Below are 20,657 nucleotides of genomic sequence, written 5' to 3'. Positions count from 1 at the left end.
GGCATTATGTCAAAACAATATGAAGCCGCTGGCGTATCGTTAAATAAAGGTTATGACACGATTAAACGCATCCAAAAACATACCCATAACATTGGCGATTTTGGGGGATTATTTGATCTATCACAGTTTAAGATGACACACCCCATTTTAGTCTCAGGAACCGATGGTATTGGGACAAAACTTGCCATCGCAAAGCAATTAAATAAACACGATACCATCGGTATTGATTTAGTAGCCATGTGCGCCAATGATATCATTACAAAAGGCGCGAGACCGTTATTTTTCTTAGATTATTTTGCGACCTCTTATCTAAAACCATTCGTTGTGGAAGAGGTCATAAAAGGCATTGTGAAAGGGTGTCAATTATCGAACGCAATTTTAATTGGGGGCGAAACTGCTGAAATGCCAGACATGTATCAACAAGATGATTATGATATTGCGGGCTTTATGGTAGGGATCGTTGATAAGGATAACATGATTGATAAAAACCATGTAAAAGCTGGGGATATGATCATTGGGTTACCATCCTCTGGGATTCATTCAAATGGGTATAGTTTGGTTAGGAAAATCTTATTTAAAGATAACAATATCGCCTTGTCAAAACAAATAGGTCAACAAGGTAAGACCCTTAAAGAGATATTATTAACCCCAACCAAACTCTATGTTAACCCAGTCTTATCACTTGTTGAACATATCAATATCCACAGTATAGCCCATATTACTGGTGGAGGCTTTTATGAGAATATTCCTAGAGCTTTACCAGATGATTTGGGTGTCATAATTGATTCAGAGAAGTTACCAAATCTACCGATATATAATTACTTACAAGACATTAGTAATGTAGATAAAGATGAGATGTATCATGTCTTTAATATGGGGATTGGGATGATTCTTATAATAGATCCTTCTGATGAAACTCCATGTCTAGACATATTGCGCGATGAAGATGCGCGTGTCATAGGACATGTCACACATACACCTGGGGTTACTATCCGATGAAAAAAATAGTTATATTTGCTAGTGGAACCGGTAGCAATTTTGAAGAAATTGTTATACAATCATTAAGAGGGAATATCGATGCTGAAGTAGCCTTGTTAGTGTGTGATAATCAAGAGGCGTTTGTCATAGAAAAGGCCAATCGATACAAGATTGAAACCTGTGTGTTTGATCCTCGCTCATATGCCTCTAAAAAAGCATATGAACAGATGATTTTAAGACGATTAAAAGCAATCGATATTACGTTAATTGTCCTTGCTGGGTACATGCGCTTAATTGGACCCACTTTATTACATGCCTATCCCAATAGAATCATTAATATTCATCCCTCGTTATTACCCGCATTTAAAGGATTAGATGCTATTGGTCAAGCGATTAAAGCAAATGTGAGAGTGACAGGTGTAACCGTTCATTATGTCGATGCTGGCATGGATACAGGTCGCATTATTGCTCAAGAAGCGTTAGCTATAACACCCCCTTATCATCGAAAAAAAATTGAACATGAGATTCATCAGATTGAACATAAACTATACCCTAAAACCATTCAACAGTTATTGGAGGAGAGATTATGAAACGAGCATTATTAAGTGTTAGTGATAAAACCGATATTGCCACTTTTGCGAAAGGATTAATACAACATAATTATGAGATTATTTCAACTGGAGGAACGTTAAGCGTTTTACAAGAACATGATATTCCAACGACACCAGTTGAAGAAATTACCCATTTCCCTGAAATGTTAGATGGACGCGTAAAAACATTACATCCAGTAATCCATGGTGGCTTATTAGCCCGTCGTGATATACCTCGCCATATGAAAACATTAAACGATCATAACATTCTACCGATTGATTTGGTCTGTGTGAATTTATATCCTTTTGAAGCAACTATCCAACAAGCTGATATTGCTTTTGATGATGCAATAGAACAAATTGATATTGGTGGTCCCTCAATGTTACGAAGCGCTGCTAAAAATATGAAAGATGTCGTTGTAATTTGTGATCCATTAGATTATGATACCATTTTAACTGAGTTAAATGATCACAATGACATTCAGCTAAAGACAAAACGTCAATTAGGTGCTAAAGTCTTTCGTCATACCGCTTATTATGATAGTGTGATTGCTGAGTATTTACGTAATGACACACCTCTTTTCAAAGAGAAACAAACGATTGGTATGACATATAATAGCGTGCTACGTTATGGAGAAAACCCACACCAACAGGCTGCTTTATATCAAACAACCAACACTCCGTATAGTTTATTTAATGCTCAACAACTTCATGGAAAAGAATTATCTTATAATAATATTCAAGATGCAAACGCCGCATTAAATATATTAAAAGAACATCGTGCTCCGACTGTTGTTGGATTGAAACACATGAATCCGTGTGGTGTCGCTAGTCATAAGCAACTACACCAAGCATGTTTAGATGCGATTGCGAGTGATCCTATCAGTATTTTTGGCGGTATTGTTGCTTTAAATGGTTCCGTCACAGAATCAATCGCAAGTGCTCTATCTAAGATTTTTTTAGAGATTGTCATCGCGCCAGAGTTTACAGATGACGCGTTAACGATTCTAAAAAAGAAAAAGAACTTACGCTTATTACAACTAGATACATCGACAGATAACTCAGATCGTTTCATGTTAACGCAAATTAATGGCGGGGTATTGGTTCAGGAAACTGATCATTTATGTGTCACTAAGGACAATTTAACATGTGTGACAAAGACACAGCCAACTAATCAAGACATCGAAGATATGTTGTTTGCTTGGCGTGTCGTAAAACATGTAAAATCAAACGCGATTGTGGTCACAAAAGGTACCAAAACTGTTGGTATTGGCGCAGGCCAAATGAACCGTGTTGGGGCCGCAGAAATAGCGCTTAAATGGGCTAAGGATCACGATTATCACGAGGGGTTAACACTTGCCTCTGATGCGTTTTTCCCATTTGATGATGTGGTTAAACTAGCCAATCAATATGGTGTGACAAACATCATTCAACCTGGCGGATCTATCCGTGATAAAGATTCCATTAAAGCATGTAATGAGCTTGGGATTACAATGGTCTTTACACAACACCGTCACTTTAAGCATTAGATTATGATGAATGTCTTAATTCTAGGCTCAGGCGGGCGTGAACATGCATTATGTCAAAAGATATCAGAGTCACCTCTTCTATCTCAACTCTATGCTATTCCTGGAAATCCAGGAATAAATGAAGTAGCTTTGTGTTATGATATTGATCCTAAAAATCATCATGCATTAAAAAGGTTTGTCTTATCGAAAAAGATTGATCTTATTATTCCTGGTAGTGAAATATATTTAGTCGATGGTATCACCGATTTGTTCGCGGATACGAACGTACGGGTTTTCGGTCCAACCAAACAAGCTGCTCAGTTAGAATCTTCTAAAGTTTTTGCTAAAAACATCATGACAAAGTACCATATACCAACTGCAGATTATAATACATTTACAGACTATGATAAAGCTTGTGACTATTTAGAACAACTTTCTAGTCCTTATGTGATAAAATATAATGGACTAGCTGGTGGTAAAGGTGTGACTGTCACAGCGGACTTAAGTGAGGCAAAAGAGATACTTAAAAGCTTGTTAGTTGATCATCAATATGGTGATGAATCGGTCATTATTGAAACATTTTTAACAGGTGATGAGTTTTCATTTATGTGTTTTGTGCATCATGATATCATTATTCCGATGCCTATTTGTCAAGACCATAAGCCTTTATTAGATAATGGTATAGGTCCAAATACAGGGGGTATGGGTATGGTATGTCCTGTCGATAGCATTACTGATCAAACCATTCAAAAAGCTTTTACTGAGATTATGCAACCAATCGTAACAGCGATGGTTAAAGAAGGGCATCCGTTCACTGGGTTTTTATATGGTGGATTAATTCAGACTGAGTCGGGTCCTAAAGTGATTGAATTCAATGCCCGTTTTGGTGATCCTGAGGCTGAGGTACTGTGCTTAAAATTAAAAAGTGATTTATTATCGATTATTGTCAATCTTTTTGATGGTTTAAAACCTAATGCTGAATGGCATTCTGGCTACCATTTAGGGGTTGTTCTTGCCTCTAAAGGATATCCTAAGAAGTATTCAAAAAACCAAGCTATTCACGGATTAAATCAGTTAAAGACACCTTATTTTCATATGGGAACAAAGAATAAAGGTAATACATTAGTAACGGCTGGTGGGCGTGTGCTGTGTGTGGTTGGACATAAACAAACATTCAAAGAAACACAACAATTCACTTACTCAGAAATTAAAAAGATATCCTGTGATACACTAATGTATCGTAGTGACATCGGACAAAAATCGCAAAGAGGGTATTCAAATGAATAAAATTATTGTATTAGATTATGGATCACAGTATAATCAATTAATTGCTAGACGGGTTCGAGAGTTAGGCGTATATTCTGAGATTATGCCATTCGATAGTGATCTCTCAGAAATTGAAAAAGATTTGTCTATTAAAGGCATCATTTTATCGGGAGGGCCAAATAGTGTCTATGAAGAAGATGCCCCGAGTGTTGATCCCCATATTTTTAACTTGGGCATTCCTATTCTCGGTATTTGTTATGGGATGCAGTTAACCCAAAAAGCATTTGGTGGTGTAATCACATCAACCGCTAAAAGAGAGTATGGAAAAAGCGAACTAATTATTGAAAAAGAGGATTTATTTACAAAAGATGTACCACGCTCTTCGACTGTTTGGATGAGTCATGGCGACCATGTCGAAGAACTCGCTGATAGCTTTGAATTATTAGGACGGACAGACAGTGCTTTTGCGATCGCTAAACATCGTAAAAGAGCGATCTATACCGTACAATTCCATCCTGAAGTTACCCACAGTGATTATGGTAAACAAATGATTAAGAACTTCGTGTTTAATATATGTGAAGCACAGGCTGAGTGGAGTTTAGAAAACTATATCGAAGATATGATTTTATCGATACAAAAAACAGTCAATGATGACGATGTTATTTTAGCCCTTAGTGGTGGCGTAGATTCCAGTGTTGCGGCAATGTTAATTCACCAAGCAATTGGTAAGAACTTAACCTGTGTTTTTGTTGATACTGGCTTATTACGCAAGGATGAGGGCAATCAAGTAATGGCCTTGTATAAAGAACACTTTAATATTAATGTCGTAAGAATCGATGCCAAAGATCAGTTTTTAGATGCCTTAGCAAGTGTTACTGATCCAGAAAGAAAACGTAAGATTATTGGGAATACCTTCATTCAAATTTTTGAATCCTTTAAAAAAGCACACAAGAACGCTAAGTTTCTAGCTCAAGGTACCATTTACCCTGATGTCATTGAAAGTCAGAGTGTTGCTGGCCCTAGCCAAACGATTAAATCACATCATAATGTTGGCGGATTACCTGAAAAACTCGATTTCACCTTGTTAGAACCTTTACGTGCATTATTTAAAGATGAGGTTAGAAAAGTAGGATTAAAGCTAGGAATTCCTAAGCATATGATTATGCGTCATCCATTCCCAGGTCCAGGATTAGGGATTCGTATTTTAGGTGAGATTACAGAAGAAAAAGTTAATATATTAAAAGAAGCTGATGCGATTTTTATTGATGAACTACACAAACACAACTTTTATGATCAAGTCTCACAAAGTTTTGTTGTCTTATTACCAGTTAAGAGTGTCGGTGTGATGGGAGATAAACGTACTTATGAATATGTTTGTGCTTTAAGAAGTGCAGATACACTTGATTTTATGACGGCTACTTTTTCTGAATTACCCTATACATTTTTGGGCAATGTATCATCTCGAATAATAAATGAAGTGTCTGGTATTAATCGCGTTGTTTATGATATAACCTCTAAACCTCCTGGCACTATTGAGTGGGAATGATGTAGCTTTTTACACATATCCTTAACACTCATTACCTTTATAATGTAATTTAATATAATAATTATTTAAACAAATAACCAGTAATGTAAGAATAACGCTTTCATAGTTATTTTTTATATGATATAATTAAATCAATTTTATATGATGAGGTTAATATTATGCAAAAATACTATGACAAGCAAAAAGCACATTTACAGTCAAACTATCATCTTGATATCTTAGAAGATATTGTTTTTGCACGCCATTATCAAGTGGTTGGATACTTTGAATTTAAAGGCGATGACTCAGTCATTAACGTGGTGTTTGGTGACTTATCAAAACTTGGGTTCAATCGTGGCCCAACGCTTTCATTTAAAACAATATTTGATCACTTTGATAAAAACACTAGTTTTGCAGAAGTGAGAGGTAAACAAGAATATTTTGATGATTTTCATCAAGCTATTTTTAACTTTGAAGCATTACCCAACGAAACCATTCCAGTACGGTACAATCATGAGCGTCATTGGATACGGTTAGAAGTTGTACCGACTGACGCTGATAATATTTATGCCATTTTCATGACTAATATTACGCGGTTCTTAGCGCAAGAGGAAGATGTGTTTCATAAGACCCATTATGATTCACTAACAGGAATTTTTAATAAATACACTTTGGATTACCATTATGGATTGCGCTATAAAAACGACGATTTTCATGTGATTTATATTGATTTAGATGATTTCAAAGAGGTCAATGACACATATGGCCATCCTGAAGGAGATCGATATTTAAAAGCCTTTGCGGGTATATTGAAATCCCATGAATCAGGATATAATTTATTTTATCGTATAGGCGGTGATGAGTTTGTTGGATTATTCTTTGAAGATTCTAAAACGGTAAAAACAATCGCAGAGGATATTATTGAACGCACGCATGCATTAATTCCTGAGGATAATAAAGTGCAAACTAGTGTGTCAATTGGTGTTGTTAAAGCAACTAATCGCAAAGATGTAATTAAAAAAGCTGATAACTTAATGTATGAAGCGAAAGAACAAGGCAAAAATACATATTTATTTGAAATTGAAGCATAAAAAAAATCATATCCGCTTGATATGATTTTTTTATGGTTCATTACTTTTTAATAGCTGCTTTAACTAATGTTAAGAAACTCTCTGGATCTAGACTAGCGCCACCTACTAGGGCGCCATCGATATCACTCATTGATAACAGTTCATCAACATTCGCTGGTTTAACGCTTCCTCCGTATTGAATACGAATAGCGTTTGCTGTGTCTTTATCAAATAAGTCTTTGACAACTTGACGGATACCTTTAATCGTATCATTTGCTTGTTCAGCCGTCGCTGTTTTACCTGTGCCAATTGCCCAGATAGGTTCGTATGCAATGACTAATTCTTTAACTTGTTCACTACCTAATCCTTTTAAAGCAATGTCAACTTGGTTTTTAACAAATGCATCTGTAGTTCCGTCTTCACGGGTTTCTAGACTTTCACCCACACATAAGATTGGTGTGATATTATGACGAAAGGCTTGATGTAATTTTTTGTTTACTTTTTCATCTGTTTCATTATAATAAGCGCGTCGTTCACTGTGTCCGATGATGACATATTTAACACCAATATTGGTTAGTAATGGCGCACTAATCTCACCCGTAAAGGCCCCACTGTCTAACTCATGCATAGTTTGTGCACCAATACGTAATTCATCACCTTGACGCTTAACTAAGTCACGGAGTATTGGGGCTTGCGCACAAACAACACTATCCACTAATTCACGCTCAGGCAATTTCATGTTGACGCTATATATGAATTGTAAAGCATCATCGCGCGTTTTGTTCATTTTCCAGTTTCCAGCAATAATTGGTTTTCTCATTTTTGTCATCCTAACTCAATATTTTTTTTAGTTCGTTTAAGGCAACTTCTGCCTCTGTTCCAGTTGCGATTACACGAATGTTTTCACCTTTTGGAACAGCAAGCGATACAAGACCTAAAATACTTCTTGCATCAATAGTTGTATCTTCGTATTCAATGCGAATATCAGCATCATATTTGCTCGCTAATTGTACAATGCGAGACGCTAGTAATGCATGTAATCCTTCGGTACTATTAATTTTAATTTCCATATTACGCTCCTTACTTATCATCCACTACGGCGATACCTGGTAGAGTCTTTCCTTCTAAGTAATTCAATGATGCGCCCCCACCTGTTGAGATATGTGTAACATCATCAGCATATCCAAAGCTAATGACTGCGGCAGCACTGTCTCCACCACCAATGATTGTTGTTGCATCAATGTCTGCAAGTGCTTGGCAAATGCCTTTTGTTCCAACAGCAAAGTTTGGAAACTCAAATACACCAGCAGGTCCGTTCCATACAACGGTTTTTGCATCTTTTAGTAATTCTGTATATTTATCAATTGTTTTTGGTCCAATATCAAGTCCCATTTCATCTGGTTTAATATCATCGTATGATGCGACTCTTGTTTTGGCATCATTGCTAAACTCTTTGGTGACCTTTAAATCGACTGGTAATTCAATTTTACCATCAGCGTCTTCTAACAATTGTTTGGCTAAGTCAATTTTATCTTCTTCACAAATACTGGTTCCGATTTCGTAACCTTGTGCTTTTAAGAAATTATAACTCATTCCACCAACAATTAAAATTTTATCTGCTTTATTCAGTAAATTTTTAATAACTCCAATTTTATCGCCAACTTTTGCCCCACCTAAGATTGCAATTAATGGGCGTTCTGGGTTATCAACTGCATCACCAATAAATTTAATCTCTTTTTCTAATAAATACCCAGCAGCTACTTCATCTGTGTATTTGGCAACACCAACATTTGATGCATGCTCACGGTGAGCAGTTCCAAATGCATCATTTACAAATACATCGCCAAGTGACGCCCAGTATTTTCCTAGTTCAGGATCATTCCCTGATTCTTTCTTACCATCAAGATCTTCAAAACGGGTATTTTCAAACATTAATACATCGCCATTTTGTAACCCTTCAATTGCATTTTCTAATGCTTCTCCACGTGTTTCTGGAATAAATTGTACTGGATGTTCTAAGTATTCACTTAATTTCTTTGCAACTGGTTGTAAGCTTTTTCCTAGCTTGTCAGTTTCTTTTTTAATACGTCCTAGATGTGAAAATAAGACAAGTTTTCCCCCACGGTTCATAACGTCTTTGATTGTAGGTAATGCTTGTACAATACGGTTATCATCTGTGATCTTACCGTCTTGCATTGGAACATTAAAGTCAACACGCATTAATACGGTTTTACCTTCAACCTCTAAATCTCTTACAATTTTCTTTGCCATTATTCAAAACTCCTTTTCTTTATTCTTCAAGTTCATTATACAAAATTTTTTAGAATAAATCTATTTATAAACGATAATGTAAACACTTTCTTTAAACAATAGTGTGTTCTAAAAGTTTCTTACAAGCACGAAACTGGTTTTTAAGTTGCGTTTCTGTTTGAGGTAAAAAAAGTGTTTGTAAATCGTTAAAAACGATTTTTGTCCTACCATCAATCCTTATTATATCATATATTGAAAAATAGTTAATTAATACGGTATCAATCCGTCGCAATGACTGATTAGGAAAGAGCAAACACGTCTCATTAACATAAATCGGAAGATTAGCTGTTTTATCTAAGAGGACTTTAGCAGCTTTTTGTCGACCTTTTAAAGTTGATAGGTGTTTGATACAACTTTCGTTTAAATACTGTGTCAATCCTTTATTAATCGGTGTTTGACTCTGATTATTTATCAGAACTATGCCAGTACTTGTTCGTTTAATATAGTTCATTGTTATAATCCCTCTCTATTTTATAAAAAAACACCTCGATTGAGGTGTTTTTAGTATTTGTTATTTTAAACGTAATTCTGATTCTGGATCGAAGAAATGGACTTTATTCATATCGAAGGCAAGTTCAATCTCATCACCAATTTTAATATCGGTTCTTGCGTTTACTTTCGCAACAATCGTTGTTGGACCGATTTGTGCATAAATATTTGTTTCTGCCCCTAATAATTCAGCAACATCGACTTTCATTTCAACTAACGCATCTTCATAAGTTTTTTTAACCACTTTTTCATCATGGATATGTTCTGGACGAACACCTAAGACAACGGCTTCATTGATTTTGTTATTATCTTGTAATATTTTTATTTTAGCTTCCGGCACTTTAACTTTAATACCTTCACCAACAAAGTATCCATCTTTCGTTAATTTACCATCTAAGAAGTTCATAGGTGGTGTTCCAATAAATCCACCAACAAAGATGTTTGCTGGGTTGTCATAAATTTCTTTTGGTTTCCCAACTTGTTGAATATATCCGTCTTTCATGACAACAATACGGCTCGCCATTGTCATTGCTTCAATCTGATCATGGGTAACGTAAATGGTTGTCGTTCCAATCCGCTCATGTAATTTAATAATTTCAGAACGCATTTGGACACGTAATTTTGCATCCAAGTTAGATAGTGGTTCATCCATTAAGAATACTTTTGCATTACGGACAATCGCACGACCTAGGGCAACACGTTGACGTTGTCCACCTGATAAAGCTTTCGGTTTACGGTCTAAATAAGGTACTAATCCTAAGATATCAGCTGCGTTTTTAACACGTTTTTCAATTTCCATTTTCGGCATTTTACGTAATTTTAATCCGAATGCCATATTATCATAAACTGTCATATGTGGATATAATGCATATGATTGGAATACCATTGCAATATTACGATCTTTTGGTGCGACATCATTGACTAATACATCATCGATGTATAATTCTCCAGCTGTAATTTCTTCTAATCCTGCGACCATTCTTAATGTGGTTGATTTCCCACAACCTGACGGTCCAACGAATACGATAAATTCTTTGTCTTTTACTTTAAGTGAAAAATCAAATACCGCTTGGACTTGATTATCATAGACTTTATCTAAATTTTTAAATACTAACTCTGCCATGAGTATCTCTCCTTTAAAATATAGTTAATACACTATACTTATTATAGTAAAAAACAACATCGTTGTTAATGTGCAAACTGCACAAACTAACACGATATTGTATTATTAATAATGGTATAACATATAGACTGCATTTGCCCCTTTAAAATGTTTTACATCGATATGCACTTTTTCAACAAAATTATCGACACGATAATTTAATGTATTGCGGTGCATAAATAATTTATCAGCGCTTTGACTTGAATTCATATTATTCTCAATAAAGGCTATAACGGTCTCAATGACTTCTGATTTTACTTGCGATTCAATATATGCTTTAATTTGATGTTTAAATTCTACGTTATTTTGTAATACGACATAGGGAATGATATCTTCAAAATAATATAGTCGATGCGGGAGTGTTTTAATAAACTCACGCATACGATTGATAAAAGGAAACTCTTCTTTTGAGTACGGTTCGATATACATCGTTACTTCTCCATTAAAATCATTTGCTAATAGTTCATAAATATCTTCATAATTGGTTGGTTCATTATGATAATATTCTTCATCTGTCACAATAATAATATCGTCATCTTTATACGATAAATCGACTAACGCATTCGCTTCAAAGATTTGAATTAACTCATCTGTTATATCTTTTTGATAAACCATTAAACGCCGCTGCATATCTGTCACCTCATTTCACTCTATTGTAACATAAAGATAATCTTTTCCAAACAAAAACGGAGATTGCTCTCCGTTTCTATTTAGTCTTTAATATTTAAATAAAGTTCTTTTACTGTATCGACATCAAAACCAAAGTATTTTAAGGCTTCTGCACCATCGCCACTCACACCAAAGCGATCAATTCCTTTGACATGTGAGGCGAACTGATACCATAGATCCGGCGCTCCAAGTTCAATGGCTAGACGCTTTGTTTTCTCTTTTGGTAAGATACTTTCTTTATACTCATCTGATTGTTCTTTAAAGGTTTCCATACAAGGCATGGAAACAACGCGTACATATACATCGTCTTCTGCCAATGCAGCTTGGACATCTAAGGCTAAGTTAACTTCACTACCTGTTGCGATTAAAATACCTTCATAATTTTCATAGTCTTTCACGACATAAGCACCTTTTTTAAAGTCTTCAAATGATGTTTCTGTTTTTACTTCAACATCTTGGCGTGTTAAGACAATCGCACTAGGATGATCGGTACTGTCTAAGGCACATTGATAGGCAAATTGTGTTTCATTGGCATCCATCGGGCGATAGACTTTAAAGTTTGGCATAGTCCGTAACATCGATAACTGTTCAATCGGTTCATGGGTTGGTCCATCTTCACCAACCGCAACACTATCGTGTGTAAACACAAATAAGCTTGGAATACCCATAATTGCAGCTAAGCGTAATGATGGTTTCATGTAGTCAGAAAAGACAAAGAATCCGCCAGTGAATCCACGTAAGTCATGTAACGTTAATCCATTTACAATGGCAGCCATTGCGTGTTCACGAACACCAAAGTTAATGTTACGTCCCTGTGGTGTTGCCATTGAGAAGTTCCCATTTAAGCCACTAACTTTTGTCGATGAACTTAAATCAGCACTTCCCCCAATAAAGGTAAAGAGATTTTTACTAATCGCATCAACGGTGCGTCCACTACTTACTCGGGTTGCTTCTTTAGTTCCGATCGGTTGTGGAGCTAGTAAATCATTCACATTAATGGTAATCTCATCGTTCATAAATGCTCTGAGTTCTTCTCCTAGTTCGGGATATTCTGTTTCATATTCTTCAAGTCGCGTTTCCCATTCAGAATAGTCCATGTATCCGCGTTTGCGAGAATTTTCTCTAAAGTCTTCAAATACTTCTGCTGAAACCTCAAATGGCTTGGTCTCATAATCAAACGCTTGACGCATTTTATTGGTTTCTTCTTCTCCTAATGGTTTACCATGGGCATCACTTTTACCTGCTTTAGAGCTTCCAAACCCAATCACTGTTTTAACTTCAATGATTGATGGTTTATCAGTAACCTCTTTTGCAGTATTAATTGCCTCATTTAATGCTTCAACATCATTGCCATCTTCAACTCTTGAATAATGCCAATTCATCGCTTCATATTTACCTTTTATATCTTCTGTGATTGCTTCTGTGGTAGGGCCATCTAACTGCACATCATTTGAATCGTACAGAACGATAAGTTTACCAAGTCCTAAATGACCTGCTAAACTCATGGCTTCTTGAGCCACACCTTCTTGCAAGTCACCATCACCACATAATGTATAGGTAAAATGGTCAATAATTTGGTGTTTTTCTTTATTAAATTTAGCTGCTAAATACGCTTCTGCTATAGCCATACCTGTCGCGTTTCCAATCCCTTGTCCTAAAGGACCGGTTGTCGCTTCAACACCATCGGTATGTTTGTATTCAGGATGGCCTGGTGTTTTTGAATTAATTTGACGAAAGTCTTTTAAGTCATCAATGGTAACATCGAATCCACAAAGATGTAATGTCGCATATAACATTGCACTACCATGACCTGCGGATAATACAAAACGGTCGCGGTTAATCCAGTCTGTTTCACTTGGTGTAACACGAAGATGCTTTGTAAATAGGGTATACATCATCGGTGCAGCACCAAGAACTATCCCTGGATGACCACTGTTTGCTTTGTTAATTTGATCTAAACCTAAAAAACGAATTGCATTAATAGATTTTTCCATAAAACGCTCCTTTGTTTTATCTTAATACTTGTCGCTTACCTCTTTATTATACTACAAATGAAAATATTATGAAACTGCGTTGATAATATTTCCTATATTTAACATAAAAAATAGGGTATATTTACCCTATTTTGATAAGATTTGCTCGATTTGTGCTAGTTCTTCTTCGGTAAAGTTCACGTTTTCTATTGCTTTTAAATTACTTTCTAATTGACTGAGTTTACTCACACCGATTAACACTGATGAAATACCCTGTTGTACACATGTCCAAGCAATGGTCATTTCAGCAAGTGATTGTCCGCGTTTATCAGCAATTTTTTTCAAAGCAATAAGCTTATCACGAAGTTCATCGGTAATATTATCTTTAGTAAGAAACCAGATATCCGGGTTAGCAACACGCGAGTCCTTTGGAATCTTTTCAATATACTTATCTGTCAATAAACCTTGGGATAAGATACTAAACGGGATGATGCCAACGCCTTCATCAATCATCGCATCAACAAGTCCTTCTGTTTGAATCCAACGATCTAGCATACTAAAGTGTGGTTGTGTAATCAATAATTTTACACCATAACTACGCAATATTTCGGCAGCGCGACGGGCGCGCTCTGCAGGATAATTACTGATTCCTACATAAAGTGCTTTTCCTTGAGAAACAATATCTGCCAAGGCCTTCATTGTTTCTTCTAATGGTGTATCATAGTCAGGACGATGATGATAAAAGATATCAACATAATCAAGGTTTAAGCGTTTTAATGATTGGTCAATAGAAGCCATTAAATATTTTCGACTTCCCCAATCACCATAGGGTCCTTCCCACATGCCATATCCCGCTTTAGTTGAAATAATGAGTTCATCGCGATAAGGTGCTAATTCATTAGCTAAAATTTTGCCTAAATTACTTTCTGCGCTCCCACCTGGACGTCCATAATTATTGGCTAAATCAAAGTGTGTGATCCCTGCATCAAAGGCTTTTAAAACAATTTCTTTTACCTCTTCAAACGGTTTTTCATGTCCAAAGTTTTGCCAAAAACCAAGCGATAGTTGTGGTAATTTTAAACCGCTTTTCCCAACGCGATTATAGATCATATTGTCATAACGTTTTTCATTTGGTTTATACATCTAAATCCTCCTTAATTGATTTAATGAGTGCATTAATTGTGTTATCATCAATATCATTATGACGTTGATACCGTTTAATGATACGTAATAATGGTTCTTCTTGTTCATACCAATGAAGTGGTCTAAAGACTGATTCTATATGGTTTGCCCATTTAGGGTAGTAAACTTTAAAGAAATGAAATGGATAATGGATGTCCATTTTCGGTGCAAAGTGGTGATTACTTTCCACTGTGACAGGGTAACTGGCTAGAATATCTTTACTTGATTGGGCGATTTTAACCATATACTCGCCTTGATACACAACAAACTGATGCGCTTTTACACTGTAGGATTCAAAGGCATCATAAGGCACTGTAATGGTGACCGTTAATGTATCATTGGCTTTGATAAAGCCTTTTTTAAATGCTTTTAATTGGTGAACTGGTTTGACAATCTCGCTACTTTGATCACTAATATAAATTTGCACAGTATTATATCCGTCATATTCACTAGTATTCTTAATATCTAAAGATACTGTCAATGACGTTTTTTCAAACAGTACATCGTGGCTTAATTTAATATTATGATACGTAAATGTACTATAACTGAGTCCATAGCCGAATGGGTAAAGTACATCATAATGATGCGTATCATAATACCTGTATCCATTCATGATAAGATCTTTGCTGTAATCAACAGTTTCTAATTGCGGAAATACACCATAATGCGGTGTGTGTTCCACTTCTAATGGAAAAGTCTCTTGAAGTTTACCACTGGGGTTTGTTTTACCCGTTAATACATCTACAATCGGTTGCCCTGCGGCACTTCCTAAAAACCAAGTTTCTAAGAGTGCTTGACTTTCATTCGCAACATGTCTTAAGTCTAAGGCACTGCCATTACTAAGAATCACAATCACAGGTTTATCATGATGAACTAACTGTTCAAATACAGCGAGGTGTCCCTCTGGTAAATTAAGATTATCTCGATCTTTTCCTTCAGTTTCAATTGTTGAGGTAGTGCCTGTGAAATAGAGTATAACATCACTCTTACGTACAACCTCTTTAACGTCCTTGATTAACGTTTCATTTGTCGATAAGTCATCATATCCCTTGGCATACCGGACGTTCGAAAATGTATTTTTAAGAGCAGTTAATGGCGTTTCTTGGTGATACGGTCTGACCGTTGCGCTTCCGCCTCCATTAACACGTGGCTTATCGGCAAATTCGCCGATCACGCCTAATTGAATAGTGGTATCCTTAAGCGGCAATGTGCCGTCATTTTCAAGGAGTACGATGGCTTCTTTCGCAACCGCTTGAGCAACTTCATGGTGAGCATCGAAATCCACTGCGTCAAGGGGTTCTTTTAAGGATGATTTTTCTTGTAATGAAAATAACGGCGCAAGGCTTTGATCAATGGCTTCTTCTGTTAGGTCTCCATTTTCTAAGGCATGAAAAACCTCTTCATCAAATGATGATGGGCCGGGCATTTCAATATTCATACCGTTTTTAATTGATTTTACTTTGTTTTGTACAGCACCCCAATCAGATACGACTGCGCCATCATATTGCCATTGATCACGGAGTATATCAATTAGTAAGTGGGTTGATTCTGAGGCATAATCGCCATTAATCTTATTATAACTGCTCATAACCATCCATGGATGCGCAGCTTTAATGACTTTCATAAAGGGGTATAAATATAGTTCATGGAATGTTCGTTCATCGATGTCACTGTTTACAAAGCGACGCATTGTCTCTTGCTCATTTAAGGCAAAGTGTTTGATACAGGCACCAACATGTTCTGATTGAACCCCGTTGACAAATGCACTTGCCATTTGTGATGTTAAATAGGGATCTTCACTATAATACTCAAAATTTCTTCCGCCAAGAGGACTTCTTTTTAAGTTAATTCCTGGTCCTAATAAGACATCAATTCCATAATAACGGCATTCTTTTCCTATCGTTTTGCCGACTTTTTGAAGCAATTCAGGATGCCACGTTGATGCCATTGCTGAGGCACTTGGAAACAAAGTGGCCTTTGCCATCTTATCTTCTTCACCAAGATCACTTCCTGTGAAGTCCGCATTGTTTACACGGACGCCATGTGGTCCGTCGGCAACGCGTATCGATTTGCCATCTACTTGATCACTTTTTAAAAATTCCCAGTTATTCTGTCCACTGGTTAATTTAACTTTTTCTTTTAAGGTCATTTATTTATTTTCCTCCTCCTGATAAATCAATCCATATCCAAACGGATATAAATAATTTAATTGTTCATAATTGTCTAAAGTATGAATATTCCCAATATCAGCCAGTGTCTCTGGCCAAGTATAGGATAATTTTCCTGTAAAATTGGCGTTTCCTAATAAGATATCAGCAACAGCTGATCCCCCTTCACTTCCTGGTAAGAAGATCGCGAAAAAGGCATCAAAGGTTGATAGTTCATCGGTTATAATTAACGGTCTTCCGCTACTTAACACACCAATGACTGTTTTCCCATCTGCTTTAGCGGATACCGCTGTTTGATAGGCAGCTTGATTCCCTGGATGAGCCAATCCACCAAATAAAGTTGGTGTATTTGTATCGCCAACACCTTCAGTGTATGGTAATTCGGCAAATACTACAATGACCGTGTCTGCCTCATCGATCGTATCCACAAGTCTTCCTGAATGTGACGATAATAATTCTTCAAGGCCGTCTTCAATTGATACCCCTACGCCGATATTGGCATCTGATGTCCCTTGCCAATGTCGTGTCCAACCACCATTTAGTAGACCAACATTATTGTGAGCAGGACCAGTTAAATAAATTTGTTCATTACCGGTTAATGGTAAACTCCCATCATTTTCAAGTAACACAAATGATTCAATGGCTGCTTGTTTGGCAATCGCTTGATGTGTTTCTGAATACACAATACTAGTATCATACCGTTCTAATGGCTCTTCAAATAATCCCTTATTAAATTTAACCGTTAAAATACGTCTAACCGCATCGTTTATACGTTTTTCTGATATCGCACCATTTTCGACAGCTAATAGAATATTCTCATAAGCAGTCAGCCAATCAGTCGGTTCCATTAACATATCCATACCGGCATTCACAGCTTTAATAAGTTGCCAATAAAAATCACCTTCAAGTTGATGAACAGCGTTCCAGTCAGAGAGTACAATTCCCTCAAATCCCAGTTCATCTTTTAAAACATCGGTGATCCAATACTGACTACCACTGACTTTTTGACCGTTGATCGAACTAAAGGTAATCATGATACTATCAACACCGGCATTAATTGCGTGTTCATAGGGTGCCAAATAATGTTCTCGAATGTAAGCCTCTGATTTTTCAGTGTTCCCTTGATCAATGCCATCTGTCGTCCCGCCATCGCCAATAAAATGTTTAGCTGTTGCGATGACATTTTCACTTTGTAATCCTTCAATATACGCACTGACTAAGTTATTGTGTATGACATCATCTTCACTAAACCCTTCATAGGTGCGTCCCCAGCTAATATTTTCAACAACACTTACTACAGGACTAAAATTCCAATGAATACCGACTGCCTTCATTTCACGGGCAGTGGCTTTACCAATCTCATACATTAAGTCTCGATTGTTTGCCATGCCTAAATTAATATTGTGTGGGAATAATGTAGCTCCATACACATTATTGTTGCCATGGACGGCATCTATTCCATATAATATAGGAATCTCACTACTCGATTGGATGGCCGCATTTTGATATGCTTTCACCATATTAAACCACGTATCCAAATCATTATTATAAGCCGTTGGGAATGATCCTCCACCACTCAACACACTTCCAATATTATATTGTTTCACTTGTTCAGGTGTAATATAGCCACGTTCTGCTTGAATCATTTGTCCTACTTTTTCTTCAATCGTTAAACTGTTTAAAAAAGGTTCTATATCATCTAATGTGTTAATCTCTAAATAGGTTGCGCAATCACTACCATCACACAGTGAATCAATTGGATCTGTATCTTCTACTGGTTGGCAACTTGCGAGTAATACAATAAGTGTCATTATCGGGAATAATAGTCGTTTCATAACTGCCTCCTAAAGCGTTTTCGTAACAGTTTAATTATAGCATAAAAAAAAGCAAATCAAAAGATTTGCTTATAATTTATTATCCGATTGAACCTTCCATTTCAAGCTTAATTAATTGGTTTAATTCAACAGCATATTCCATTGGTAATTCTTTCGCAAAGGGCTCAATGAATCCCATAATAATCATTTCTGTCGCTTGTTCTTCAGTTAAACCGCGACTCATAAGGTAAAAGAGTTGTTCTTCACTGACTTTTGATACTGTGGCTTCATGTTGAACCTGTGCTTGATTATTTTTTACGATGTTATATGGTAAGGTATCACTAACACTTTGATCATCTAAAATGATCGTATCACATTCGACATTACTTTTCGCACCAGTCGCGTTTGTGGTATGATGAATCATCCCACGGTAATTAACGCGTCCACCTTTGCCAGAAATGGATTTAGAAATGATTTTACTGGTTGTATCTTTTCCTATGTGAATCATTTTAGCACCGGTATCTTGATTCATCCCTTTTCCTGCGAAGGCAATAGAAATGGTGGTCCCTTTCGAACGATCACCTTTTAAGATGCATGATGGGTATTTCATATTTACTTGACTACCAATATTACCATCAATCCATTCCATGTGGGCATCTTCTTCAACAAGCGAACGTTTGGTAACTAAGTTAATGATATTGTTTGCCCAGTTTTGAACAGTGCTGTAACGACAGTTTCCGCCTTTTTTAACAAAGATTTCAACAATCGCAGCATGTAAACTGCTTTTCGTATAGACAGGGGCTGTACACCCTTCAACGTAGTTTACACTCGCTCCTTCATCAACAATGATTAAGGTCCGTTCAAACTGTCCCATTAATTCGCTATTAATCCGGAAGTATGATTGTAATGGTTTTTCAACATGAACCCCTTTAGGAACATAGATGAAACTACCACCACTCCATACCGCAGAGTTTAACGCCGCATATTTATTATCATCGTAGGGCACAACTTGTCCAAAGTATTCTTTAAGTAATTCAGGATACTCTCTTAATGCCGTATCGGTATCGGTGAAGATAACCCCTTGGTCTTCTAATTCTTGTAATGTTGAGTGGTAAACAACTTCACTTTCAAACTGGGTTGATACCCCCGCTAAGTATTTTTGTTCGGCTTCTGGAATACCGAGCTTATCAAAGGTATCTTTGATTTCTTCAGGCACATCATCCCAACTGGCTTCGCTACGTTCACTTGGTTTAATGTAATAGGTAATATCTTCAAAGTTAATGCCACTTAAGTCTGGTCCCCATGTCGGGTTTTTTAACTCTAAGAATTTATGGAAACTTTTAACACGAAACTCAGTCATCCATTCAGGTTCTTCTTTAATACGAGAGATTTCTCGAACAATTTCTTCTGTTAATCCTTTACCCGTATCTAAAACACTTTTTGTCTCTGTTTTAAATCCATATTTATAATCCCCTACAATACTTTCAATTTCTTTTTTGGTATGATCATTCATGTAGGATCACTCACTTTCTTTAGTTGTTCCGTTGAATGCTTTCCAAGCAATTGACGCACATTTGACCCGGGCAGGAAATTGTTTGACTCCTTCATAAACAACAGCCTCTTCTAAGTCAACTGATTCATCATACGATTGATTGGATAACATTTTTGTATAATTTGATGAAATATTGAGTGCGTCATCAACAGATTTTCCAATTAATGTTTCACTCATAACACTGGCACTTGAACAGCAAATGCTGCAGCCACTACCATCATGACGAACATCTTTGACTATGCCATCTTCAATATGGCTTTGTACGGTAATGTCATCACCGCATGATGGATTTTTAATATGTATTGTATGATAACGTGGATCATCTAATAACCCTTTATGACGAGGGTTTTTATAATGGTCCATAATAACTTGTCGATATAATGATTGCATGTTTTTCATCG

At 36.4% G+C, this 20,657-nt stretch carries 18 protein-coding genes; 6 read left to right on the top strand and 12 right to left on the bottom strand.

Going from position 1 to position 20,657, the window contains the following annotated elements; translation table 11 throughout:
• Window positions 1-6 precede the first annotated feature (6 nt).
• From purM to UMR38_07010, 6 genes are all read left to right on the top strand, one after another.
• Entirely contained in the window at window positions 7-999 is a 993-nt protein-coding gene (purM, locus tag UMR38_07035) for a phosphoribosylformylglycinamidine cyclo-ligase (protein MEC9485615.1), read from the top strand.
• Window positions 996-1,568: a phosphoribosylglycinamide formyltransferase gene (purN, locus tag UMR38_07030; protein ID MEC9485614.1), complete on the top strand. Its 573-nt coding sequence runs from the start codon at window positions 996-998 to the stop codon at window positions 1,566-1,568. The genes purM and purN overlap by 4 nt, the downstream gene beginning before the upstream one ends.
• Window positions 1,565-3,097 carry a bifunctional phosphoribosylaminoimidazolecarboxamide formyltransferase/IMP cyclohydrolase gene (gene purH, locus UMR38_07025; GenBank protein ID MEC9485613.1) on the top strand — a complete coding sequence of 511 codons (1,533 nt, stop codon included), beginning with the start codon at window positions 1,565-1,567 and terminating at the stop codon, window positions 3,095-3,097. The genes purN and purH overlap by 4 nt, the downstream gene beginning before the upstream one ends.
• A gap of 3 nt (window positions 3,098-3,100) precedes the next feature.
• Window positions 3,101-4,363 carry a phosphoribosylamine--glycine ligase gene (gene purD, locus UMR38_07020; protein ID MEC9485612.1) on the top strand — a complete coding sequence of 421 codons (1,263 nt, stop codon included), beginning with the start codon at window positions 3,101-3,103 and terminating at the stop codon, window positions 4,361-4,363.
• Window positions 4,356-5,888, top strand: a complete 1,533-nt coding sequence (guaA, locus tag UMR38_07015; GenBank protein MEC9485611.1) for a glutamine-hydrolyzing GMP synthase — start codon at window positions 4,356-4,358, stop codon at window positions 5,886-5,888. Before purD ends, guaA begins: the two co-directional genes overlap by 8 nt.
• A gap of 158 nt (window positions 5,889-6,046) precedes the next feature.
• The gene (locus tag UMR38_07010; protein MEC9485610.1) at window positions 6,047-6,958 is read left to right on the top strand and encodes a GGDEF domain-containing protein; all 912 of its coding nucleotides are present in this window, start codon (window positions 6,047-6,049) and stop codon (window positions 6,956-6,958) included.
• A 40-nt stretch (window positions 6,959-6,998) separates the two neighbouring features.
• On the opposite strand, the gene tpiA is transcribed toward UMR38_07010, so the two are convergent.
• From tpiA to UMR38_06950, 12 genes are all read right to left on the bottom strand, one after another.
• Window positions 6,999-7,757 (bottom strand): triose-phosphate isomerase, encoded by a 759-nt coding sequence (gene tpiA / locus UMR38_07005; protein ID MEC9485609.1) that lies wholly within the window; start codon window positions 7,755-7,757, stop codon window positions 6,999-7,001.
• Window positions 7,758-7,767: 10 nt separating this feature from the next.
• The gene (locus tag UMR38_07000) at window positions 7,768-8,007 is read right to left on the bottom strand and encodes an HPr family phosphocarrier protein (GenBank protein MEC9485608.1); all 240 of its coding nucleotides are present in this window, start codon (window positions 8,005-8,007) and stop codon (window positions 7,768-7,770) included.
• Window positions 8,008-8,017: 10 nt separating this feature from the next.
• Window positions 8,018-9,208 carry a phosphoglycerate kinase gene (locus tag UMR38_06995; protein ID MEC9485607.1) on the bottom strand — a complete coding sequence of 397 codons (1,191 nt, stop codon included), beginning with the start codon at window positions 9,206-9,208 and terminating at the stop codon, window positions 8,018-8,020.
• A gap of 91 nt (window positions 9,209-9,299) precedes the next feature.
• Window positions 9,300-9,698, bottom strand: a complete 399-nt coding sequence (locus UMR38_06990) for a competence protein ComK (protein MEC9485606.1) — start codon at window positions 9,696-9,698, stop codon at window positions 9,300-9,302.
• A gap of 60 nt (window positions 9,699-9,758) precedes the next feature.
• On the bottom strand, window positions 9,759-10,859 hold the full coding sequence (ugpC, locus tag UMR38_06985; GenBank protein ID MEC9485605.1) for a sn-glycerol-3-phosphate ABC transporter ATP-binding protein UgpC: 1,101 nt from the start codon (window positions 10,857-10,859) through the stop codon (window positions 9,759-9,761).
• A gap of 105 nt (window positions 10,860-10,964) precedes the next feature.
• Window positions 10,965-11,528, bottom strand: coding sequence for a helix-turn-helix domain-containing protein (locus UMR38_06980; GenBank protein ID MEC9485604.1), 564 nt, complete (start codon window positions 11,526-11,528; stop codon window positions 10,965-10,967).
• A gap of 80 nt (window positions 11,529-11,608) precedes the next feature.
• Window positions 11,609-13,561, bottom strand: coding sequence for a transketolase (gene tkt, locus UMR38_06975; GenBank protein ID MEC9485603.1), 1,953 nt, complete (start codon window positions 13,559-13,561; stop codon window positions 11,609-11,611).
• 126 nt (window positions 13,562-13,687) lie between these two features.
• Window positions 13,688-14,683 (bottom strand): aldo/keto reductase, encoded by a 996-nt coding sequence (locus UMR38_06970; GenBank protein MEC9485602.1) that lies wholly within the window; start codon window positions 14,681-14,683, stop codon window positions 13,688-13,690.
• Window positions 14,676-16,871, bottom strand: coding sequence for a glycoside hydrolase family 3 C-terminal domain-containing protein (locus UMR38_06965; protein ID MEC9485601.1), 2,196 nt, complete (start codon window positions 16,869-16,871; stop codon window positions 14,676-14,678). Before UMR38_06965 ends, UMR38_06970 begins: the two co-directional genes overlap by 8 nt.
• Entirely contained in the window at window positions 16,872-18,725 is a 1,854-nt protein-coding gene (locus tag UMR38_06960; GenBank protein ID MEC9485600.1) for a glycoside hydrolase family 3 protein, read from the bottom strand.
• A gap of 79 nt (window positions 18,726-18,804) precedes the next feature.
• Complete coding sequence (gene sufB, locus UMR38_06955) at window positions 18,805-20,217, bottom strand: Fe-S cluster assembly protein SufB (GenBank protein ID MEC9485599.1); 1,413 nt, start codon at window positions 20,215-20,217, stop codon at window positions 18,805-18,807.
• A 6-nt stretch (window positions 20,218-20,223) separates the two neighbouring features.
• A complete protein-coding gene (locus UMR38_06950; protein ID MEC9485598.1) occupies window positions 20,224-20,655 on the bottom strand; it encodes an SUF system NifU family Fe-S cluster assembly protein in 432 nt (143 codons plus the stop codon).
• Between the last annotated feature and the right edge of the window lie 2 nt (window positions 20,656-20,657).

Source organism: Candidatus Izemoplasma sp., from assembly GCA_036172455.1.
Classification (GTDB): domain Bacteria; phylum Bacillota_I; class Bacilli_A; order Izemoplasmatales; family Izemoplasmataceae; genus JAIPGF01.
The sequence above is the reverse complement of the archived record's forward strand: the minus strand, read 5'-3'. Positions and strand labels throughout refer to the sequence as shown.